The organism is Paenibacillus urinalis, assembly GCF_028747985.1.
GTDB classification, from domain to species: domain Bacteria; phylum Bacillota; class Bacilli; order Paenibacillales; family Paenibacillaceae; genus Paenibacillus; species Paenibacillus urinalis.
The window spans coordinates 56681-80000 of sequence record NZ_CP118108.1 but is presented as its reverse complement, the minus strand read 5'-3'; the positions used below and the strand labels follow the sequence as shown (position 1 = coordinate 80000).

General features: G+C 47.3%; 23 protein-coding genes (1 of these 23 only partly in view). All 23 read right to left on the bottom strand.

The genetic code is table 11. The features are described 5' to 3' along the window. Positions 1–465 carry the 5' end (the start) of a TrkH family potassium uptake protein gene (locus PUW25_RS00375; RefSeq protein ID WP_047914125.1) on the bottom strand. It extends 873 nt beyond the left edge of the window, so 465 of the gene's 1338 nt are visible here — the first part of the coding sequence; the start codon lies at positions 463–465; its stop codon lies off the left edge, out of view. Positions 466–629: 164 nt separating this feature from the next. Continuing rightward, positions 630–2141, bottom strand: a complete 1512-nt coding sequence (gene lysS, locus PUW25_RS00370; protein WP_047914126.1) for a lysine--tRNA ligase — start codon at positions 2139–2141, stop codon at positions 630–632. Between the two features lie 113 nt (positions 2142–2254). Beyond that, a complete protein-coding gene (greA, locus tag PUW25_RS00365) occupies positions 2255–2731 on the bottom strand; it encodes a transcription elongation factor GreA (protein ID WP_047914127.1) in 477 nt (158 codons plus the stop codon). 224 nt (positions 2732–2955) lie between these two features. Further along, positions 2956–3987 carry a tRNA dihydrouridine synthase DusB gene (dusB, locus tag PUW25_RS00360; protein WP_047914128.1) on the bottom strand — a complete coding sequence of 344 codons (1032 nt, stop codon included), beginning with the start codon at positions 3985–3987 and terminating at the stop codon, positions 2956–2958. 95 nt (positions 3988–4082) lie between these two features. Next, the gene (locus PUW25_RS00355) at positions 4083–4274 is read right to left on the bottom strand and encodes a helix-turn-helix domain-containing protein (protein ID WP_337999941.1); all 192 of its coding nucleotides are present in this window, start codon (positions 4272–4274) and stop codon (positions 4083–4085) included. Then, positions 4235–4780: a 2-amino-4-hydroxy-6-hydroxymethyldihydropteridine diphosphokinase gene (gene folK / locus PUW25_RS00350; protein WP_047914129.1), complete on the bottom strand. Its 546-nt coding sequence runs from the start codon at positions 4778–4780 to the stop codon at positions 4235–4237. Before folK ends, PUW25_RS00355 begins: the two co-directional genes overlap by 40 nt. 6 nt (positions 4781–4786) lie before the next feature. Continuing rightward, positions 4787–5155: a dihydroneopterin aldolase gene (gene folB, locus PUW25_RS00345; RefSeq protein WP_047914130.1), complete on the bottom strand. Its 369-nt coding sequence runs from the start codon at positions 5153–5155 to the stop codon at positions 4787–4789. After that, positions 5155–6012 carry a dihydropteroate synthase gene (folP, locus tag PUW25_RS00340; RefSeq protein ID WP_274337862.1) on the bottom strand — a complete coding sequence of 286 codons (858 nt, stop codon included), beginning with the start codon at positions 6010–6012 and terminating at the stop codon, positions 5155–5157. The genes folB and folP overlap by 1 nt, the downstream gene beginning before the upstream one ends. Further along, positions 5999–6904 carry an aminotransferase class IV gene (locus tag PUW25_RS00335; protein ID WP_047914132.1) on the bottom strand — a complete coding sequence of 302 codons (906 nt, stop codon included), beginning with the start codon at positions 6902–6904 and terminating at the stop codon, positions 5999–6001. The genes folP and PUW25_RS00335 overlap by 14 nt, the downstream gene beginning before the upstream one ends. 1 nt (position 6905) lies before the next feature. After that, entirely contained in the window at positions 6906–7481 is a 576-nt protein-coding gene (gene pabA / locus PUW25_RS00330) for an aminodeoxychorismate/anthranilate synthase component II (protein ID WP_047914133.1), read from the bottom strand. A gap of 127 nt (positions 7482–7608) precedes the next feature. Beyond that, positions 7609–9180 (bottom strand): anthranilate synthase component I family protein, encoded by a 1572-nt coding sequence (locus PUW25_RS00325; RefSeq protein ID WP_274337861.1) that lies wholly within the window; start codon positions 9178–9180, stop codon positions 7609–7611. A 235-nt stretch (positions 9181–9415) separates the two neighbouring features. Further along, positions 9416–10354 carry a cysteine synthase A gene (gene cysK / locus PUW25_RS00320; RefSeq protein ID WP_047914135.1) on the bottom strand — a complete coding sequence of 313 codons (939 nt, stop codon included), beginning with the start codon at positions 10352–10354 and terminating at the stop codon, positions 9416–9418. A 320-nt stretch (positions 10355–10674) separates the two neighbouring features. Next, on the bottom strand, positions 10675–11616 hold the full coding sequence (locus PUW25_RS00315) for a peptidyl-prolyl cis-trans isomerase (protein ID WP_274337860.1): 942 nt from the start codon (positions 11614–11616) through the stop codon (positions 10675–10677). A gap of 25 nt (positions 11617–11641) precedes the next feature. Continuing rightward, a complete protein-coding gene (gene hslO / locus PUW25_RS00310; RefSeq protein WP_274337859.1) occupies positions 11642–12526 on the bottom strand; it encodes an Hsp33 family molecular chaperone HslO in 885 nt (294 codons plus the stop codon). A 288-nt stretch (positions 12527–12814) separates the two neighbouring features. Continuing rightward, positions 12815–13582, bottom strand: a complete 768-nt coding sequence (locus tag PUW25_RS00305) for a type III pantothenate kinase (RefSeq protein ID WP_076315630.1) — start codon at positions 13580–13582, stop codon at positions 12815–12817. Between the two features lie 6 nt (positions 13583–13588). Next, positions 13589–14452 (bottom strand): carboxylating nicotinate-nucleotide diphosphorylase, encoded by an 864-nt coding sequence (gene nadC / locus PUW25_RS00300; RefSeq protein ID WP_274337858.1) that lies wholly within the window; start codon positions 14450–14452, stop codon positions 13589–13591. Continuing rightward, positions 14445–16058, bottom strand: coding sequence for an L-aspartate oxidase (nadB, locus tag PUW25_RS00295; RefSeq protein WP_274337857.1), 1614 nt, complete (start codon positions 16056–16058; stop codon positions 14445–14447). The genes nadC and nadB overlap by 8 nt, the downstream gene beginning before the upstream one ends. Before the next feature lie 54 nt (positions 16059–16112). Then, complete coding sequence (nadA, locus tag PUW25_RS00290; RefSeq protein ID WP_047914141.1) at positions 16113–17051, bottom strand: quinolinate synthase NadA; 939 nt, start codon at positions 17049–17051, stop codon at positions 16113–16115. 301 nt (positions 17052–17352) lie between these two features. Further along, positions 17353–19407 carry an ATP-dependent zinc metalloprotease FtsH gene (gene ftsH / locus PUW25_RS00285; protein WP_047914142.1) on the bottom strand — a complete coding sequence of 685 codons (2055 nt, stop codon included), beginning with the start codon at positions 19405–19407 and terminating at the stop codon, positions 17353–17355. 98 nt (positions 19408–19505) lie between these two features. After that, positions 19506–20045: a hypoxanthine phosphoribosyltransferase gene (gene hpt, locus PUW25_RS00280; protein ID WP_047914143.1), complete on the bottom strand. Its 540-nt coding sequence runs from the start codon at positions 20043–20045 to the stop codon at positions 19506–19508. A gap of 65 nt (positions 20046–20110) precedes the next feature. Beyond that, positions 20111–21535: a tRNA lysidine(34) synthetase TilS gene (gene tilS / locus PUW25_RS00275; RefSeq protein WP_274337856.1), complete on the bottom strand. Its 1425-nt coding sequence runs from the start codon at positions 21533–21535 to the stop codon at positions 20111–20113. Positions 21536–21585: 50 nt separating this feature from the next. Then, complete coding sequence (locus tag PUW25_RS00270) at positions 21586–22518, bottom strand: serine/threonine protein kinase (RefSeq protein ID WP_338000051.1); 933 nt, start codon at positions 22516–22518, stop codon at positions 21586–21588. Then, the gene (locus tag PUW25_RS00265) at positions 22502–23248 is read right to left on the bottom strand and encodes a VWA domain-containing protein (RefSeq protein WP_274337854.1); all 747 of its coding nucleotides are present in this window, start codon (positions 23246–23248) and stop codon (positions 22502–22504) included. Before PUW25_RS00265 ends, PUW25_RS00270 begins: the two co-directional genes overlap by 17 nt. Positions 23249–23320 lie beyond the last annotated feature (72 nt).

Genomic DNA, 23320 nt, shown 5'->3' with positions numbered 1-23320 from the left:
CATCTCTACTGCCCAACGAATCGTGAAAATGATTGCAGCAATACCTTCAATGGAGAAGGAGAAGATCAGCACTTTGCGTATAATACGCACGACTCCTTCCATCGTATCTGCATTAATCGCTTCTTTCAGAAGCAATCGGTCTTTTAAAGACAATCTGCGGCCGAATAGAAGGGCAATCAGTGTGGCAATGGTCATAAAGCCCAAACCGCCAAGCTGCATCAGCACCATAATGACGATCTCGCCGAATAAGGTGAAGGTGGACCCCACATCCACAACAATAAGACCCGTTACACAGGCCGCAGATGTCGCTGTAAATAGGGCATCCACGAAATTGAGGACTTGCCCGTTCTCATTGGCGATAGGCAGCATTAACAGAACCGTGCCTACGGCTATGATCGCAAGAATCCCGGCAACGAGTATGAATGGCGGGGAAGCAAATTTTTTAGTTATCCCTGTCTTTTTCAAAACGGATCTCGCCTTTCTTGTTGCAGCATGCATTCATGACTTAATAAAAGAGGAACAACTGAAGCTGTATTCGCTCGGTTGTTCCTCTGACTGTTGTACTTCATTAAAATAACAATTCTCCGTTGCTGCGATCAAGCAGTAACTACAGCTCACGCTACGTTCGATTAATCCAATGCACGCGGACGCATATGCGGGAAGAGCAGTACGTCCCGTATAGACGGTGCATTCGCCAGCAGCATAACAAGGCGGTCAATACCGATACCCAGTCCCCCTGTAGGCGGCATACCATACTCCAGTGCGCGGATAAAGTCATCATCCATCTCGTGTGCTTCATCGTTACCCTGTTCTTTCTCTAGAAGCTGTGCTTCAAAGCGCTGACGCTGATCAATCGGATCATTCAGCTCGCTGAAGGCATTCGCATGCTCACGCGCTACGATAAACAGCTCGAAGCGATCCGTAAAGCGCGGATCCTCTTCGTTCTTCTTCGCAAGTGGCGAGATCTCTACAGGATGTCCGTATACAAATGTGGGCTGAATCAACGTTTCCTCAACAAACTCCTCAAAGAAGGCATTAAGAATATGGCCAAATGTCATGTGAGGCTCTACCGGAACCTTATGCTCTTTTGCCAGCTGATGCGCTTCTTCATTCGTCATTTGCACACTGAAGTCTACTCCCTTCACTTCCTTAACGGCATCCACCATGGATACACGGCGCCATTTTGGAGTAAGGTCTACTTCATGTCCTTGATAGTTGATCACTTGCGTACCCAGTACTTCTTGGGCAATATGTGCGATCATGTTCTCTGTAAGCTCCATGATATCCTGATAATCAGCATAAGCTTCATACAGCTCAATCATTGTGAACTCTGGGTTGTGACGGGTCGACACGCCTTCATTCCGATAAACACGGCCGATCTCGTATACTTTCTCCATACCACCCACAATGAGTCGTTTCAAATGAAGCTCAATTGCGATACGCATATAGAGCTCCATATCCAAGGCATTATGATGCGTGATGAACGGACGCGCTGCCGCTCCGCCTGCGATGGCATGAAGGGTCGGCGTTTCCACTTCCAAGTATCCAAGAGAATCCAGGTAACGACGCATGGATTGAATGATTCTTGAACGTGTAATGAACGTTTGCTGTACATCCTGATTCATAATGAGGTCTACATAACGCTGGCGATAGCGCAGCTCTACATCTTTAAGACCTTGATATTTGTCTGGAAGCGGATATAGCGACTTCGAGAGCACATCAAGCTCTGTAACTTTAATTGACGTCTCACCTGTTTTGGTCTTGAAGACTACGCCTTTGACACCAATAATATCGCCAAGATCAAGGATGGTGAATGCATCCCACTGCGTCTCGGAAACCGTGTCCTTACGCACATAGATTTGAATACGTCCGCTCAAGTCCTGAATATGCGCAAAGCTCGCTTTACCCATCGTCCGTTTGGCCATAATCCGGCCTGCCACCGTTACTTCTACGTTTTTCTCATCCAGCTCTTCTTTTGTAAGATCATTATATTGACCCAGAATGGCTCCTGCTTCGCTGTTGCGAACATATTTCTTGCCAAATGGATCGATACCCAGTCCACGAAGCTCGTCCAATTTGGCACGTCTAATCTGAAGAAGCTCGCTCAATTCTACTTCCGGGTTCATTGTTTCATCCGTCATTGCCTTGCTCAACTCCCTTAAATGATATGTATGCGTTTATAGGAAACGCACGCCGATACTGAAAAAAAGCTTCCCCAAGGGAAGCTTCTAATCCTTATCCCGAAAACATGGTATTACTTCTTGATATCCACGATTTTATACTGGATGACGCCCGCTGGGACGTTAACATCAACAACGGTTCCTTTTTTCTTGCCAAGGATCGCCTTGCCCACCGGACTTTCATTCGAGATTTTATTCTGCAGCGGGTTGGATTCCGCTGTTCCGACAATCGTATATTCAACAACATCACCGAATTCGAGATCTTCAACCGAAACGGTTGCTCCAATACCTACCGTATCTGTGTCGATTTCGTCACTGTTGATAATACGTGCATTACGAAGCATTTTCTCCAAAGTAATAACACGGCCCTCGATGAAGGCTTGTTCATTCTTGGCATCTTCGTACTCGGAGTTCTCGCTAATGTCGCCGTATCCGATTGCTACTTTGATCCGTTCGGCAACTTCGCGGCGCTTAACGGATTTGAGGTTCTCAAGTTCATCTTCCAGCTTCTTGAGCCCTTCCTGTGTAAGAATGACTTCTTTATCGCTCATCTCAACCGATTCTCCTGTCATGGGAATAATGTAAAACCATTTCAATTACCTGTAAAAACAATATGCAAATCTTCAGAAAACAGAACACCTTGTTCTCTTGATGTAAAGTTTCATTAAAAAGCTTCTTGCCGAATTTATACCAAAAAATTATAGGTTAACGGTATTCAAAAGTCAATGTCGCCCCTTAGAGATTGTTGGAAACAAACATAAAAATTAAGAATTGTTTAACAAGCACAGTCTGCATTGACCACTTCTGCCTCGATGGCCTTCTCATTCTCGTCGTTTTGAGGCAGCTGCTCGAGGAAATTCGTCAAAACGGATACCATTTCGTCACGCTTTGTCCCTTCCATAATCGCATCTTTAATGCGAGCAGAGCCTTTCAGCCCCTTCAGGTACCAGGACAGATGCTTGCGCATCTCGCGGACAGCCACATGTTCTCCTTTGAGCGCTATAAGGCGGTCCATATGCAAAATAGCAATACGGATCTTCTCCTCCGGATCAGGATCGGGAGGAAGAATGCCTTTCTCCAGATATTCAATCGTCCGGTACAGCATCCAGGGGTTCCCGAGTGCAGCACGGCCGATCATGACGCCATCAACGCCAGATTCCTCCAGTCTGCGCTTGGCCTCTTCAGGTGAGGAGATATCTCCGTTGCCAATAATCGGAATGGATACCGATTCCTTAACTTCCTTTATAATGTCCCAGTCTGCATATCCGGTATACAACTGCTCTCTCGTTCTGCCGTGCAGCGCAATGGCTTTGCCTCCCGCGCTCTCCACAGCACGCGCATTCTCCACAGCATATACATGATCATGATCCCAGCCGATCCGCATTTTAACCGTTACCGGCTTCGCGACAGCATCTACAACGGCAGATACCATCTCATAGATCTTATTTGGATCGAGCAGCCATTTAGCTCCCGCATCACTTTTGTTGATTTTTGGAGCAGGACAGCCCATATTGATGTCGATAATGTCAGCATTTGTTTCTTGATCAACAATCTTCGCTGCACCGACTAACGAATCACGGTCTCCACCAAAAATCTGCAGGCTAAGCGGCTTTTCCCGTTCATCAACAAAAAGCATTTCCCGTGTACGCTTGTTTCCGTTCAGTATTCCTTTGTCACTAACCATCTCCGCACATACGAGCCCTGCGCCAAATTCTTTGGCAATCAAACGAAACGCCGGGTTACTTACTCCAGCCATCGGCGCAAGCACAACCTGGTTCTTCATTTCAATATCTGCTATTTTCAGCATGAAACGAACCCCCCCTTTCTTCCTATTGTTCTAGAATGGTTATATTTATTGATTTTGAAACATCCATTACGTTAATTTATTCAAAAAAAGGATGGCTACCTCTGAAGCTCCGCAATCGTAATTTCGAGCGCTTCAGCAATGACTGCAAGCTGTTCATCCGTTGGCTTCCGGGTGCCCCGTTCGAACATCCCCAGCATCGCGAGAGAAATCCCTGATTGTTCTGCTAAAGTTTGCTGTGTAAAGCCTTTTAACTTTCGGAAAGCGCGGATGCGTCTGGCCAGGTGCATGTTTTCCACCGTTGTATTCCATCCCTTTCATCCAGACTCTCAAGAGCTGTTTGTACAAAAGTATATATAGGACCTGACTTCGTGCTCACTACATCTGACAAAGGTACCAGCACAAAAGCACGCTCCGCCATCCTTGGATGCGGCAGTACGAGCTGCTCCGTATTCATCTCTGTGCCTTCATACCACAACAGATCAAGATCCACAGTTCTCGGTCCCCATCTGATATCCCGGACTCTCCCAAGACGGTGCTCAATATCCAGCATGAGGACAAGCAGCTCGTCCGGTGACAGTGAGGTCTCTACAGCAATCGCCATATTAATAAAGGAAGGCTGGTCCACGTACCCGACAGGTTCTGTCTCGTATAGATCGGAGCATCTGAGCACCTTCACATGATCCTGCTCATGCAGCAGCTGAATGGCAGACAGCAGAGTAGCTTCCCGATCGCCCAAATTAGCCCCTAAAGCAATATAAGCCTCTGACGGATCAGAGGTCTGGTGTGCGTTCATGAATCGTTATCCCACTTTCCTAGTGCGATGAAGTTCTATAGTGACTCCTCCAAAATGAATGTCAAATGGAGGATGCGGCTTCGTTACTTTGACAATAAGCGCATTGACATTAGTATAAGTCGCAAGGAGCGAAGATGCAATATTTTCGCCTAAAGCTTCAATTAATTGGAACGACTGATTCTCAACAATATCCTTCACCTGTGCATGGATCTCCGCATAGTTGATCGTTTTGTTCAGATCATCCGTGCTTCCTGCCTCCTGCAGATCAAGATCCAGCTCAAGATCAATATAGAAGCGCTGACCCAGCTTACGCTCTTCTTCAAAAACTCCATGATATCCGAAATACTCCATCCGGTGCAGCTTCATTTTATCCATTACTTCATCTCCTTCAACGTTTGATACAGCATAGCGTCACACATATCGACCGTCCGTTTGATCTTGGCTACATCATGCACACGCACCATTTGCGAGCCTTGGGCAATACCGAAGGCAACTGTCGCAGCTGTTCCCTCCACCAGATCGTCTACAGGGAGGTTCAAGGTATTGCGGATAAATCTTTTGCGTGAGGTTGCAAGCAATACCGGATAACCTAGGTTCGCCAGGTCGCCAAGGGACGCCATCATGAGCAGATTTTGTTCGTACGATTTGGCAAAACCAATTCCAGGATCCAAAATGATATGGTTCTTATCTACTCCGGCTGCCAACGCCAAATCAATGCTCTCCTGCACATCTCGTAGGGCGTCACTTACAAAATCACTGTAATCCGTGTTGTCCCGGTTATGCATTAAAATGATAGGACATGCCTTTTCCTTAGCCAGCTCCGCCATATGCGGATCCGCCTTGCAGCCCCAAATATCATTAATGATATGTGCGCCTGCTTCTAATGCAGCCCGTGCCACCTCTGACTTGTATGTATCAATGGAAATGGGAATGTGAGGTGCACGCTCTGAGATCGCCTTAATTACAGGCACAACCCGCGTAATTTCCTCCTCATCGCTGATCACCGTATGACCCGGACGTGTAGATTCACCGCCGATGTCTATCATGTCTGCTCCCTGCTCATACAGCTCCAGTGCATGGGTTACCGCTCGTTCTACGTCGTAGAACTGACCGCCATCGGAGAAGGAATCCGGCGTTACATTAACTATGCCCATAATGAGTGTTCTTTCACCAAGGGTAAGCGTCATTTCACCCTTTTGATAAGTACGCTTATAAATTCTAGGTTGTAGCATCTCTCCGACCTGCCTTTATTCGATATAGATGTAACAGCTCTCTCGTAATCGGACCCATTCGTCCTTGTGATATCTCCACCGCAGAGTCCTCGCCTGTCGGCACGTCCAGAATTGTAGTGATTGGAACTAATTCCTGAATAGAGCTGGTCATAAAAATTTCGTCTGCATCCCTCAGCGCCTCCCAGGTATATAGGCCCTCAGCAGCTGGGATCTGCTGTTCTTTACACACTTCAAGCACAACTTCTCTTGTTATACCCGGCAGGATGCCTGTCGATAATTCTGGCGTGAACACCATCCCATCCTTCACAAAAAAGAGATTGCTGACCATGCCTTCGGCCAAATATCCCTCCGGTGTCAGCATTAATCCCTCAGCTTGCCGCTGAACAGCCTGTGCATACTGCATAAGCTCCCGCTTCGCTAGAATATTATTCATGTAATGCAGCGATTTAAATCGAACAAGCCCCTCTGGGGTATTTCGTCTCGTTCGCAGCAGCTGAAGCGCCTTGCCCTTCTCATACCATTCATCAGACATGGCAGGCAAGGGTTTGGCAAATACAATATGATTCGGCTCAGAATAATTGCCAGCTGGGAGTCCGAGCAGCTCCTCTCCTGCAGATACTGTATACCGAATATAAGCTTCCTCCAGCCCATTCGCAGCCAGCAGTCTAACAATCCATCGCTCAAGCTCTTCTGAATCTGCTGCAAAAGGTATGCCCAGCTCAGCACAGCCTGCAGCCATTCGTTCCATATGCCGCCTCAAGATAGAGGGCTTGCCTTGATACGTACGAAAGGTCTCGAACAAGCCGATGCCATACAAGAAGCCGTGATCCATTACAGGGATCGCGGCTTGTTTCAATTCGGTCAACTGACCGTTCACCATTGTATATTTCATCTTAAGCCTGCTTCTTTATCTTCAGGAAATTACGCAGCATCTGATGCCCATAATCCGTAACGATGGATTCAGGATGGAACTGGACACCTTCAATGGGATACTCTTTATGTCTTAGACCCATGATCTCGCCCTCTTCTGTCTCTGCTGTGATCTCCAAGCAGTCTGGCAGGCTCTCACGCTCCACCAGGAGGGAGTGATATCTCGTTGCCGTGAATGGTACCGGCAGGCCTTCAAATACCGATTGTCCACCATGAAGAATTGGAGACGTTTTGCCATGCATGAGTCTCTCTGCTCTAATGACGTTCCCGCCAAACGCTTGACCAATCGCCTGATGACCGAGACATACGCCAAAGATCGGAATTTTTCCTTTAAAGTGTGTCAGCACTTCCAAACTGATTCCCGCCTCATTCGGCGTGCAGGGTCCGGGCGAGATCAATATATGATCAGGCGCAAGCGCCTCAATTCCTTCCAGGTCTATCTCGTCATTACGACGAACCTCAATTTCCTCACCTAGCTCACCTAAATACTGTACGAGGTTATACGTAAAAGAATCGTAATTATCAATAACTAGAATCATAATCTAAGTAACCTCCTCTAATCTCTTCTCAACTAAGCACTTGTAGAGCAAATGCGACTCACGTTAGAAACGGTACATCACATTAGTGTGTATGTTCCTATAGGTGTGACTGTTTGCACCTATGCTTTTAACTCGTATGCATAGATCCAGCTTCTTCACTGTATTGTACAGCTTTCATCACGGCGCGTGCTTTGTTCTTCGATTCCCGGTACTCCCGATAAGGATCGGAATCAATCACAATTCCTGCCCCGGCCTGAATGTAACCTATCCCATCTCTTACCGTCAAGGTCCTGATAACGATGTTCAGCTCCATATCTCCATGGTAGCCAATCCAGCCGATCGAACCAGTATAGGGCCCTCGTCTGACAGGCTCCAGCTCCTCTATGATCTCCATCGTTCGAACCTTGGGAGCGCCGGTAATCGTTCCTCCTGGAAAGGCGGCTGCAATGACATCGAAGGCATTTTTCCCGTCCGCAATCGTTCCTTCGACTTGAGATACGAGATGCATGACATGGGAGTAATACTCAATCGTCATTAATTCAGGGACCCTTACCGAACCGTACTGCGCAACACGTCCGATATCGTTTCTTTCTAAGTCAACAAGCATGATATGCTCGGCCCGCTCCTTCTCGGTATGCAGCAGCTCGTTTGCCATCTGCTCATCTTCTTCGGGTGTCTTTCCTCTTCGTCTCGTGCCTGCAATCGGCCTTGCTACCACTTGTCCATGATCAAGCTTGACTAGGAGCTCCGGAGAACCGCTCACCAGCTCGAATTCTGGAGTACGTACATACCCCATATACGGAGATGGATTAAGCACACGCAGCCACTCATATACATCCTCCGGGGAGGTGTGAAGCTCCTTTTGCTGACGTAGAGACAGATTCACCTGAAATACATCGCCTTGACTGATATAATCCTGGACTTTGCGTACCGCCTGCTCGAATGCCTCCTGGGCAAAGGAGGACTCCCAGTCTGTCGTAACGTCAATAGATGCATCTCCCTGCTGCGACGCCAGCTTCATCCGATCTAACCGCTGCTCCAGCTCAGTCCTGTATTTTAAGCCACTTGCCGCTTCAATTATCTTCTCAGCTCTTACCATCATTCGTTCAGCCTGGAGTTCGGCTTGTTGAAATTGCTCTTCAAGAGAAAGCTCCGCCTGTTTAAGTACATAAACGGCACTGAAGAGCATCTTGCTCTCGTGATCGATCATCCACACTTCATCAAACCGCATCCACATATAATCAGGGAGCTCGGGATCGTCCTTCGCTACTACAGGCAGCTTCTCAAGCGAGCGAGCTATGTCATAACTCAAGTAGCCGACAATGCCACCAGAGAAAGGCGGTATCCCTTCAACACGCGGAGCAGTATAAGGACTCAGCCACTCCTCAAGTATGGACAGAGGATCTCCCTCCAGAGGTTTAGACAGCTCTGCTTCGGCTGTATCCGTAAGCTCCTCTGTCTGTGCCCTATTCCCCTTGCCTGTAATAACAGATACAGGATTAAGGCCCAGATACGTATACCTTCCGTCTTTGCCGCTCTCTAATACAAAAGCATATGGAGAAGCCTGTTCCCAAGCGGGCTTCCATGAGCCAACTCTGTCGTCTCCAGGAAATGGCTTGCAGATAACATAAGGAAGTATAGTCCAATCGCCCTTGCTCCAGGCCTGCCAGTGTTCATATGTCGTTATTACTTTATTCATGTAAATCTATATCCCCCAGCCGCCTGATCTATTGTTTGTAAGTATACTAGAGCGTGCTGCTTTTTGGAAAGAGCCGCATTGCACCATTCTTAAATTTCAGAGCATCCATAAAGAGGATGGAAATAAAAAAAGACTGCAGGCAAACTCAATTAAGCAGTTTGTCTACAGTCTGCCTCATCTCTTAGGATGACCTAAGAAGTGAGTAAAGTTGCATGATTCAAAGTTCGGATTACGATTAGCCTTCGAAGTTGTACAGCGGTGTGCTCAAGTAACGCTCACCATTACTTGGTACGATGGCAACCACACGCTTGCCAGCTCCAAGCTGCTTAGCTACTTGAAGAGCTGCGCGAATGGCTGCACCAGAGGAGATTCCCGCAAGAATACCCTCTTCTTTAGCTACTTGGCGTGCCGTTTCAAAGGCATCATCGTTCTCAATATGAACGATTTCATCATAGATGTCCCGATTCAAAATTTCTGGAATAAAGTTAGCACCAATTCCTTGAATCTTGTGAGGTCCAGGCGTTCCTCCAGCAAGAATTGGAGATGCTGCAGGCTCAACAGCTACGATCTTGATGTCCGGGTACTCTTGCTTCAGCACTTCGCCAGCACCTGTAATCGTTCCGCCAGTACCAATTCCTGCAACGAATGCGTCCAGTGTTCCGCCGATGGAGCCAATGGCTTCCACAATCTCAGGTCCTGTCGTTTCACGGTGAATCTTCACGTTCGCTTGGTTCTTGAACTGTTCTGCCATGAAGTAGTTCGGATTCTCTTGAACGATCTCTTCTGCTTTCTTAACAGCACCGTTCATTCCTTCTGACCCTGGTGTCAGTACAAGCTCTGCACCATATGCGCGAAGCAGATTGCGGCGCTCCAAGCTCATTGTTTCAGGCATAACAATAATAACACGGTAGCCTTTTGCTGCTGCTACCATTGCGAGGCCAATACCTGTGTTACCGCTTGTTGCTTCAACAATAGCATCACCTGGTTTAATGCGCCCTTGCTTCTCAGCCTCTTCTACCATGCTGATGGCGATACGGTCTTTAACGCTGGCACCTGGGTTCTGGTACTCGAGCTTAACATAAATTTCTGCGCTTCCCTCAGGCACGACGCGATTTAGACGCACAAGGGGTGTGTCTCCGATCAGTTCAGTAACGTTGTTAACAACTTTAGCCATGATAATTGACCTCCTTGAGATAGATGAAATATGAAAAAATGCTGCTGCTTCTTGGTTGTTAAATTCATTCGGGCAGGCACGCTTTAGTACAAGGTTAACCTTAAATAGCGTGTCATGAGTCTGAATTTATAAAGAATTCATACAAGATTGATAAAAATCATTTATATTCCGAGTAAATCAGTAGGTATTTCAAAGTTAATCTTATCAACCTTAGCTGCACTTGTCAATATTGCTCAAAAAAAATACTTTGACTTGGGCCTTTAGCCGGTTGTCAATGTATTTTATAACCAGATTAGTGTCTTTACTAAACTAAGCCTAGACTAGGATGCCTTATCCAGCTCTACCAGAATCTCAGCTCCATGTTTATCCCGAAGCGACTTCTCCACTTCAGAGAGCGGCCCTGCTTCATTAAGCGCGAGCATCCGCCGAATATCCTCCATTGCCTGCTCACGAGTCATCGCGTTCTCTTCGTTAATATCGTTAAGCCGGATAATAATATAAGCGTCATCTATGAGAATAGGACCGGCAGCCTCACCAATGTCAAGTTCCCTGGCAACCTCCATCATCGCCTCAGGCTGAAATGGATCATCCTCATCAATCAGTCCAAGCCTGCCATTCGTATCCTTGCTGTATTCATCCGTCGACAGCTCCTGAGCCAGCGCTTCAAAGCTCTCTCCCTGCTCCAGTCGTGACATGACCTGCTCCGCAGTCTCTGCATCATTCACTTGAACCATGGAGAGGTCGAGCTGTCTGCTTGGGGTATAGCTGTCCAAATGCTCTTCATAGTACTGCTCAACTTCTGTTTCACTGACTTCGATACCAGCAGTAGCGATTTTCTCGAGCAGAATGTGATAGGTAGCCTCTGCCTTCAGGTCATCTATACTAAGACCGAATTGAGTGAACATCTCCTTGTAGTAAGCTTCCTCTGAGGTGTAGCCTTCCATCGTCTCCTCCAGTTCAGCCTCGACCTCTGCTTCGGTTATCGTTAAACCCTTCTCCTTGGCTTCTTCCAACACCGCACGACGATTCAGCATCTCAGTAAGCATGTTCTTCCCGTATCTTGCCTTGAGCAAGTTCACCCATTCTTCCTCTGAAACATCCTGTCCGGCAATCCGGGCTACAGTCTCCTCCTGATCCTGCGTCTGAGAATCGGCTTCGTCAGAAGCCGTGTTCAATCCCTGAAGGATGAAAGTACCCATCATTACAACTGAAGCGGTCAAGACAACAACGGTTACCCACAGTCCTTTTTCCTGTTTCCTCATCCCATCTCATCTACCCCATAATGGATTAGCTTTTGGCTTGCTCAAGTATTGCTTCCAGGTCCTCTTTCTCAAATTGATAAGCTTCATTGCAGAAGTGACATACAACCTCTGCCTTGCCTTCCTCGATCAAGTTTGTCAGTTCTTCTTCTCCCAAGGAAATCAGTGTCTGCTCAACGCGCTCACGAGAGCACTGACATTTGAACTCAATATCCATTTGATCCCGAATTTCCACATCCGGTAAGATCCGGCGCAGCATATCCTCTACTTCTAGTCCCTGCTCAAGCAGAGTGGTTACAGGAGGCAGCGAACCAAGGGAATTCTCAATCTCTGTGATCTCGGTATCGTTTAACCCCGGCAGCAGCTGGATAATAAAACCGCCCGCAACAATGACCGAGTTATCTGTATCAACAAGCACACCCAGACCCACTGCAGACGGCGTTTGCTCTGAAGTTGCGAAATAATACGTAAAGTCTTCAGCAAGCTCGCCGGAAACAATCGGGATACTCCCCCGGTAAGGCTCCTTCAAACCAAGATCCTTGATTACATGAATGTAGCCTGTAGTACCGACCGCTCCGGCCACATCGAGTTTGCCCATACTGTTGCTCGGCAAGTGAATATGAGGTTCATTTACGTAGCCGCGAACCTCTCCCTTCGCATTCGCATCAGCGACGATCTGCCCGACAGGGCCTTCACCCTTAACTTGCACTGTTAGCTTCTCTTCTCCCTTGAGCATAGCACCCATCATTGCCGCAGCAGTTACTGTGCGTCCCAAAGCTGCCGTTACGACCGGAAAAGTATCATGTCTTCTGCGAAGCTCTTCAACCAGTTGGGTTGTGCTCACCGCAAAAGCGCGTACACGTCCTCCTAATGCCGTTCCACGTACTAGATAGTCCTTCTTGTTGTTGTCCATGGCTGTATAAATGCCTCCTTAATATTAGATATATCCTAAAAAAGATTGACTCAGATTATGCAAATCCCGAAAGCTGCAACGCCTATAACTTCTATAATCTAGATTTGACGATGACCATTGTCTCACAAGACAGGCAGCCAGTTCTTGGCTGCCCTGTATGTTTATCATGCAACGACGTCAATTCAATCATGCTTCGTTATTTCTTTATTGTAATCGAAAAAGATAATGGAATAAAGGCAGCCAAGCTCTTGCCTCCTTCCATTATCTTTTTATAGAGAACAGGTATAATTATCCCTTGTTTCTTTCATATATAATTCGAAGCCCTTCCAGGGTGAGCATGGGATTTACCTCTTCGATCGTTCTGGTCTCACTTGCGATCAGCTCTGCCAGTCCGCCTGTTGCAATGACCTTGGGCTCAGCCTTCATCTCGTCCTTGATGCGCTCCACGATTCCATCCACTTGTCCGGCATAGCCGAATATAATTCCGGCCTGCATTGCATGAACGGTGTTGCGCCCAATCACTTTCTTGGGCTTCTCCAGTTCAATCCGGGGCAGCTTGGATGCACGCTGATATAGCGCCTCTGTAGAGATTCCAATTCCCGGGACGATGGCCCCTCCCAAATAGTTGCCCTCTGCATCAATACAATCAAAGGTAGTGGCTGTACCGAAATCGACAACAACCAGCGGACATTGATAACGATCGATAGCCGCTACGGCATTTACGATACGATCTGCACCAACCTCGCGCGGGTTCTCATAACGGAGATTAAGCCCTGTCTTAATACCCGGCCCTACCAGCAGCGGTTTTTTGCCTACATATTTGATGCACATCTCCTCCAGCACATTCACGAGCGGCGGGACAACAGAAGAGATAATCACGCCTTCTATATCGGAAGCAGAGATGCCTGACATCTGAAACAAGTTATGGATCATGACTCCATACTCATCTACAGTCGACTGCCTGGAGGTACTTATGCGAAAATGGTGAAGAAGCTCCTTCTTCTTGTAAATACCGAGTACAATATTGCTGTTTCCTACATCTACGACAAGAATCAAAGAGGATTATCCTCCTTTCTTTTCATTCAGATCTAAACTGATATCCAGGCTTTCAAAAGAGTAGGTTAGTCTGCCGACTGAAATAATATCCACTCCCGTCTCAGCAATACCACGAATCGTAGCAAGCGAAACATTGCCCGAAGCCTCTATTTTAACATGAGGTGACCGGCTGTGGATACGCTGAGTTGCTTCACGCATCATCATGAGGTCCATATTGTCCAGCATAATGATGTCAGCACCTGCTTCCAAGGCTTCGTCCAGCTGTTCAAGCGACTCGACTTCGACCTCAATCGTCATGGTATGGGGGATCGCTGCTCTTGCACGTTGGACGGCCTCTATGATCCCGCCTGCTCCCTTGATGTGATTATCTTTGATCATAACCGCATCGTACAGTCCAAACCGGTGATTATGACCGCCGCCAACCCGGACTGCATATTTCTCAAGCAGACGATGACCCGGTGTTGTTTTCCGCGTATCGACCAGCCTTGTGCTGAGTCCATCCAGGGCATTCACATAGGTACGAGTTCTTGTCGCAATACCGGACATTCTCCGCAGCAAATTCAGAGCCAGCCGTTCTCCCGTCAGAAGACGGTGCGTGCTTCCTTCCACTTCTGCTAGGATCGTTCCCTTCGTCACTGCATCGCCATCCTGGACGCAAGCCTTAAACGTGAGCTCAGGATCTACAATTTGAAATACAAGCTCAGCGACTGTAATTCCGGCAACGATCCCTTCATCCTTGGCGTGAATGACAGCCTTGGACTTATGTCCTGCCGGGATGGTCATCATGGAAGTGACGTCACCTGCACCCACATCCTCCTGCAGCCACCCTTTAATTGATTCCTTCAATACTTCATTATATCCATTAAGCATGACTTACTTCCTCCACAATGTCCCGATCTCGCTGCTGAACCGTATGCATCTGCCAACGATGATCATTTCTTACGGGATAATCCTCACGATAATGGGCTCCACGGCTTTCCTGGCGGTATAAGGCCCCCTCTGTAACCAGCAGTGCACAAGTCAGCAAATTTGCGAATTCGTATTCTTCCTGCTTATCAAGCTTTGTATTAAAAATAGAGCGTTCCTGCTCCAGCAGGATTTTACCCTTTAACAATCCCGATTCGGTTCGGCGCAGCCCTACTCGTCTAATCATTACCTTCTGCAGAGCCAGCCTCCGTACATGTACAGATTCCGAAGCACCCGCGGTAAGCTCACGCTGAACGCGAAGTACAGAGGTATGGTGCTTGGTGTCAGGCAGCTGTCTAATTCGATCCACAATACGTTTGCCAAATACGATCGCCTCAGACAAGGAGTTACTCGCCAGTCGGTTAGCTCCATGCACCCCGGTTGAGGATACTTCGCCGCATGCGAATAGTCGAGGGATGCTGCTCTCTCCGTGCAGGTCGGTCTTTACACCGCCCATCATATAATGAGCCGCTGGTGCTACAGGAATCCAGTCTGCTGTCATATCAAGACCATAGCTCATACAAGTCTCATAGATCGTTGGAAAACGGCGCTTAATGAGTTCTGGCGTCTCATGTGTAATATCCAGATAGACATGCGTTGCATGAGTGTCTTCCATCTCGCTGACGATGGCACGAGCAACGACATCTCTTGGTGCAAGCTCCAGCTGAGGATGATAGCGCTCCATGAACCGATCCCCATGGATATTCCGCAGCACGGCCCCTTCTCCTCGTACAGCCTCTGAGATCAAAAATCTAGGCGCCTCGGGATAACATAATGATGTCGGATGGAACTGGATGAACTCCATATCCCGAATCTCAGCTCCTGCCCGGTAGGCCATAGCTACACCGTCTGCCGTAGCCACCTCAGGGTTCGTTGTATAACGATACAGCTGACCTGCTCCACCGGAACAGAGAACAACGGCATCTGCTCGCACGAACGTACGCTGACCATTTGCAGCCTGGACAAGCGCGCCGATACACTCTCCAGCTTCTGTAATTAGATCGATTACAAAATGCTCATCCCATACGTTAATCGACGGATGATCTGCTGCTTCTTTAGCCAGAGCCCTTACAATTTCATACCCTGTCGCATCCCCATTGGCATGTAATATCCGGCGATGACTGTGAGCGCCCTCCTGTGTCAAAGCAAGCGCGCCGTTCTCAATATCAAACGCCGTACCCAGCTGAATAAGCTCCTGTACCCGGTCCGGCCCTTCACTGACGAGTACCTCCACTGCTTCGCTGCGACATAATCCCGCTCCTGCAGTTAATGTATCCTGCATATGATAGGCCGGTGAGTCATCCTCAGACGTAACGGCTGCAATGCCTCCTTGTGCATACCTTGTATTGCTCTCAAGGAGTGTTTTCTTCGTAATCATAAGAACCTGATGATCTCTGCTCGCTTCAATCGCTGTGTAAAGTCCGGCAATGCCTGAGCCAATAATCAGAATATCGGTTTCCATACGAGGCAGTTCATTCAAATCGAAATTAACCAAGTAAGAAGGAATCATCGTTTGCTATCTCCTGTCTCTTTATAAAAAGTAGACTGCTGAAAACATAGTGAATTATTTCACCTGCAACATACGCTCAAGGGACAAACGAGCCCGATCGGCCACATCCTGCGGCACATAAATCTCAGGCTTCATGGTTTCAAGTGCCTTCGCCAGCTTCTTGAGATTGTTCACCTTCATATTCGGGCAGACCAAGAACTTCGTTGCAAAGTGGAATTCCTTATCCGGACTATCCACTCGAAGCTGATACCCTGTTCCGTCTTCCGTACCTACAATAAATTCTTTGCATTCTGAATCTCTGCAATATTCCAAAATAGCTGTCGTACTTCCCACAAAATCACCCATCTCAACGACTTCTGGACGGCATTCTGGATGAACAACAAACTCCGCATTCGGATATTTGGCACGCATTTCAACGACATCCTTTACAGTCAGCATGTCGTGAGTGTTGCAATAGCCTTCCCAGATGATCATCTTCTTGTCTGTATGCTGCTGTACATAATGGCCCAGATTTTTATCAGGAACCCATATAATTTCTTCTGCATCCAAGGATTGAATGACTTTAACCGCATTGGAAGAAGTACAGCATATATCTGTCTCTGCCTTAATCTCGGCCGAGGAGTTTATATATGTAACCACCTTCGCATTCGGATGCTGTGCTTTCAGCTTGCGCAATCCATCCACATTTACCATGTCAGCCATGGGACAGCCGGCTCTTTCATCCGGAATAATGACTTTCTTGTCCGGTGCCAGAATCTTCGCGCTCTCTCCCATGAAGTGAACACCGCAGAACACAATAACATCGGCATCAGTCTGTGCTGCCTTCTGAGCAAGCAGGAATGAATCACCCCGAAAGTCAGCTACCTCCTGAATTTCATCACGCTGATAATAGTGTGCCAAAATAATTGCATTGCGCTCTTTCTTCAACACCTTAATACGTTCCTTCAGTTCACGATTCATTTCTGCCTTACGCTCTAATGCTAATGCTTCCACTTGAAGACCCTCTCCCTTATATAAGCAATAGATAAAAAACCGCTTTCACCTTTGTGATGCCATCGCTTGTTATTCGATTCACAAAGTACGACATACGAATACCATCGGTGGATCAATTTCATTCTCACTTGAATTTCTGAGGCAATGAAGCTGATTCAGGTTTACACCTAATTTACAGAAGGTTCCTCTATGTGTCAATTCACAAAATTGTCGCAAATTACGGGTCAATGTCCATGTTAAATCAAAAAAACCGGAGAACGCTCGTGCGTTCTCCGGTTTAATCTCTTTTATGACTCATTCATTACGTCGTTGGTTTGTTGTGATCCGGTGAATTTGTATCCCCAGACTCTGGGTTAGATGATGTTGTGTCAGGCTCTGTCTGACTCGGACCATCATTGGAAATATCACCAGGCTGAGATCCGTTGTTCTCTTTACCTTGAATGCGGACACGCACATCACCAACATTATCGATGACAGGCTCGCCGCTCTCGGAAGAGCCTCCGGATGAGTCAGAACCCTTGTCAGTAATGGCACCTTTCTCAATCAACTGCTTAATGTCTTCAAGATCAAGCGTTTCTCTCTCAAGAAGAGTTTCAGCAATCAGATGCACTTCCTTGGAATACTTGTTAAGCAATTCTTTAGCTTGCTCATAGCATTCTGTGATCATGCGTCTCATCTCTTGGTCGATTTCATGGGCAATCGCATCACTATAGTTAGGCTCGTGTCCAAAATCGCGTCCCAAGAAGACTTGTCCTTGAGAGTTACCAAATTGAAGCGGTCCGAGCTTCTCACTCATACCATACTCCATAACCATGCTGCGTACAATGCCTGTCGCTTGTTGGAAGTCACTGTATGCACCGGTTCCGATTTCACCGATAAAGATTTCCTCTGCAGCACGTCCGCCGAGCAAACCAGTAATCCGGTCAAGCAGCTCTGGCTTCGTAGCAAGCATACGATCTTCTTTAGGCATCATGATAACATATCCGCCTGCACGTCCACGTGGGACGATCGTTACTTTATGAACCATATCGGCATGCTCCAAGAAATATCCGACAATCGTATGGCCCGCTTCGTGATAAGCGACAATGCGCTTCTCGCGATCGCTGACTACACGACTCTTCTTCTCTGTACCAACAATGACACGGTCAATCGCTTCATCCATCTCACGCATGGAAATGTCTTTACGATTACGTCTTGCAGCCAGAAGTGCTGCTTCATTCAGCAGGTTCTCCAGGTCTGCACCGGTAAACCCGGTCGTACGCTTCGCAATAACGTCCATCTTAACGTCTTTCGTAAGTGGTTTGTTGCGCGCATGTACTTTCAGAACTGCTTCACGGCCTTTAACGTCCGGACGGTCTACCGTAATTTGACGGTCAAAACGTCCTGGGCGGAGAAGGGCTGGGTCAAGAATATCTTGACGGTTCGTCGCAGCAATAATGATAATACCTTCATTTGCACCAAAGCCGTCCATTTCAACGAGCAACTGGTTGAGCGTTTGCTCACGCTCGTCATGACCGCCGCCGAGTCCGGCACCGCGCTGACGACCTACCGCATCGATCTCGTCAATGAAGATGATACATGGTGCATTCTTCTTCGCATTCTCAAACAAGTCACGTACACGGGATGCACCGACACCGACGAACATTTCGACGAAGTCAGAACCCGAAATACTGAAGAACGGTACGCCTGCTTCTCCTGCAACTGCACGAGCAAGAAGCGTTTTACCTGTTCCCGGAGGACCGTTAAGCAGAACCCCTTTTGGTATTCTTGCGCCAACTGCCGCAAATTTACGAGGATCCTTCAAGAACTCTACGACTTCGACAAGCTCCTGCTTCTCTTCATCAGCTCCTGCGACATCCTCAAAAGTAACCTTCTTCTTCTCTTCGTTATACAGACGTGCACGGCTCTTGCCAAAGTTCATCACTTTGCCGCCGCCGCCCTGTGCCTGATTGAACAGGAAGAAGAACAGGACAAACATCAAAATAAGAGGGATAAACGATGTTAGCAGTGTCAGCCAAATGCTGTCACCCTTCATCGGTTGTTGCTCAAGTTCAAAGCCATTGGTCTCGCTGGCCTCAACGATTTCCTGTACAGCAGTCTCAGTGTAAGGGATATACGTAATGAAATTTTCTGGTTCCCCTTCAGCTACTTCATTATATTGACCTGTTACACGATATGTGTAACCGTCAAATTGGAGGCTCAGATTCTTTACGTTGTTAGCGGATAACTCCTGCCGAAACTGATTGTATTTAGGGGTATCAGCCGCTTCATTTCCACCATTAATTACCTGGTAGATACCGACCACTACTAAAAATAAAATTAAATAAAAGCCAGAATTCCGGATGAACCGATTCATCCCCTACCTCCTCTCAAGACACTTAAGTTATTTTAACATAGCCATTCTGCCCTTCTCAACAAAGGGAGGAACGTTATCCTTACTTAATGGCTGGGATATCAGCTAGTGTAAATTTCCGGTTTCAAAATCCCGATGTAGGGGAGGTTCCGGTATTTCTCTGCATAATCCAAACCGTATCCGACTACAAATGCATCAGGCAGCACAAAGCCTGTGTAGTCAGCCTCCAGATTGACTTTTCGGCCTGAAGGTTTGTCAAACAAGGTTACCACTGTCGTTGACTTGGCTCCTCTGCGCTGCAGAAGATCAATTAAGTGAGTCAGTGTAAGACCGCTGTCAATGATGTCCTCCACAATGAGGACGTCTCGGTTCTCAACGCTCGCGTCGAGATCTTTAATGATTTTGACAACGCCTGACGACTTGGTCGAAGCTCCATAGCTTGAAACAGCCATAAAGTCCATTTCAACTGGAACAGTAATGTTCTTCACCAAATCAGCCATAAATATAAACGCGCCTTTAAGTACACAAATAACTAAAGGATTGCGATCTGCATATTCCTTGCTCAGGATTTCTCCCAATTCCTTAATCTTGCTCTGAAGCTCTTCTTCACTAATCAATACTTCTTGAATATCGTTCTGCAACGTCGCGAACCTCCTAAGTTATACTATGAAAGTCTTACCTGCACCATTACTGTCACTCGGGCCCACTAAAGTTCCTCCACCAGCATTCGAATGATGGACGTAGAATCTTCACTTACCGGGAAATGAATCGAGCGACGTACGCCCGGAATCCAGATGATGTTTCCGGCACCATCGCATATTACGGGAATACGAGAACGCAGGGACGGCGGAATTTTGGCATCTATAAAAATATCTTTAACCTTTTTGCTTCCGTTTAATCCCATCACTTTCATGGTATCTCCAGGCAATCGCGAACGAATCGTAAGCGGCCATATGAATGTATTCGCATCAAACAGCGCTTCACTAGCAGAAACCGGCCTGAACCCATTGTCCAGACAGGATAAATGAAGTCTTGTGCCAATCTCAGTAAGATCCAATTGAGCGTCTCCATCCAAGAAATCCAACTGGTAATTATAATGCTCTGATACAGAAGACCTCTGGGTAGAAAAAATGATATTATCATATTCCCGAATGCAAACAATTCCTTGGCCAATATCGTGGCTCCACGTTGTGGGCTCATGCTGAACCGCACCTCTGCGAATGGTTTCAATCCTCGAAAAATCAACAAAATCATCGTTCGAAGGCAGATAATTTAATATTAATTTAATCAACCTCCGTTGTAAAGCGACATGTAGCTCCTTAAAATCAGTCACTTTAAAAGACAGGCTGCCCTCTGAATTTTGAACCATTTCGGAATACGTCTGCCGGGAGATGGTATCCATATAATCATCTTCAACACTCATGACCTCAGCCAAGCGATTCAGTGACTCTGTAAACTGACCATTATATTGCCCCAAAAAAGGAAGTACATCCAGTCTAATCGCATTTCTTCTGTACTTCGTACTCATATTGCTGCTGTCAATAACATAGGGCAGATCATATTGTTCACAATGATGAGCCAAGTCCGTCTTGTTAATACGTAGACAAGGTCGAATAAGTTCCACGTTTTTTTCAAAACGTTTAATTTTTATTCCGGTGAGTCCCGAAGGACCGCTCCCTCTTAGTAAATGAAGCAGTACTGTCTCCGCCTGATCATCGGCATGATGCGCCAGAGCAATACTATCCGCATTATATTGGGCAGCGATCTGATGAAGAAATTCATATCGCTTCTCACGTGAAGCATCCTGAGCATTCCTTCCGCTGTCTTCGACATACTGCGGTATATTTACCCTTGTCATCTCGAACGGAATCAATAGAGACTCGGCAAATTCTCTCACCATCTCCGCTTCCTGATCAGACTCTCTCCGAAAACCATGATGAACATGAGCACAAATCAGAGTAAGCGGTGTGTGGTATTGCGAGATTTGGTTCAGGATATGTAAAAGAGCCACAGAATCCGCCCCTCCGGATACTGCGACCACGATCCGGTAACCCGGCTGCCATAAACCAAAAGCCTCTGCCGTTTCTAGCACCTGAAGTGCCGTCTTGCTCAGCTTGTTGCGTCCTTCCATGCTGCTCCTTCTTTCTATCAATCAAGGTTAGCCTATGTACCTCTAAACCATCAGCGGAGCAGGAACATAATCGCCCCGGCCATGATTAGAGCAGATAATGCAAACGATGGAATTAACCATCTAGGAGCGGGCTCAGATCTGGACTCTCTTTGCCGTTTAACCGGTCCATACACATGCTTCTTCCAATGCAGAAATGCGATCTCCGCATTTTCAAATTTCCCTTGAACCGCTGGTGCAAGCCAGCCTTTATATGGAGAGAGCCTCTCGCTGCGCTGAATGAGTGCAGACAGTGGACCCATTCCCCTCAATTGGGGGAGACCTTCTCCGGCAAGCTGCTGTAACTCATCTCCCTCCAAGAGATGAATGAGCAGGAGTGCAAAGGAAAATACATCATATTCAGGATCTGCCACACGGCTTCCCGCGTTCCAGTATCCTCTATCATACCATTCTGTAAACTGCTTGACACTGCGTCCAACTGGACTTACTCCGCCGTAATCAATGAGCTCAACTTCCCCATACCGGGTGACGAGTACATTTTGCGGCTTTAGATCACAGAAGATATAACCCAGGCGATGCAGCTCGGCCAGCTTCTTCAGCAGTCTTAACCCCGTAATCGTAATCCAGTCCGAGCCATGCTTCTGAATAAAATGATGGATCGGTTCTCCTCGAACATATTTCATCACATAGAAAGGAATATCGATACCATTAATCCGGTAATCATCCACTTCCTTAAGATAGGAAGCGGACTTATGTCCAGCTTGTGAATACTGACCTTCGAGCGATGTCAGGACATTAACTTCTGACTGCAAGTCTACTCCATTAAAGCCCATCTTCAACGCATACCGGCCTCCACCCGGTTCACGCTGAACCAAATAAACGATCCCGTTTGCTCCCTTACCCAGCGTTCTCAGGATAACATACTTGCCCTGTTTCCATTTGCCGGTTACCACCGTTCCAGGAGAAAAATCAGGATCCAGCGGCATAGTCACCCAGCATCCCTTCTTTAGTCCCTTGATCATAAGATATAAGCTCGTGTTCGTTTAGTGTACCATAACGGTAATAATCCATCACCTTTAATATTGCGGGTCCTGTCGGGGTTGCTCCCCTCATCTGGAGTCTGTTAAACATCGAGCGTAGGGCATGAACATCGTTCGTCCAAGGGATATCATTGACGGCATCCTCGCCCCCATGCTTTCCCGGAAAATGAAATACAGAAATCTGACTAATGCCTTCACGCGCTTGAAGGCTCAGCATTAAATCCCGGATTCCTTCTTCAACAGCAGGAAGCTTGGGCTTCATGCTCGCACTAGCATCAATTAAGAGCGCGACCTGCAAGGGAGTCGTTTCACTCAAGTTGTCCATTACCTTCACAACCTCCGCGCGCTGTTGCGGTGGCAGCTCCGTTAATGTCCCCTTGCCTAAAATTTGCTTCAGCTCTTTATTAACCGCCAGCTCAATTGTCTGAACCACCGTTTTGCGTGTCATCATCTGCATCGTCTTGGCCAAATGAGGCGTACCAACGATACGGCTGATCCCCCCGCCGGCCTTCGCGATCTCATCGATCTCCTGACCTCCCAGCTCTCCAATGGTCCCGTAATCCACTACTCCGACCACATTGACGGTAATGCCCTCCTCCAAGGCATGCGCCGCTGCAAGAACCGGACTTGATCCAACATTCGAACATCCATCTGTAATCAGCAAAATCTGCTTCATCCTTCATTCCCCTTTCAAATCAACTGGATCATTCCTATTATTTCCAGTGTTGATTTGATTCAAACGGGGGAT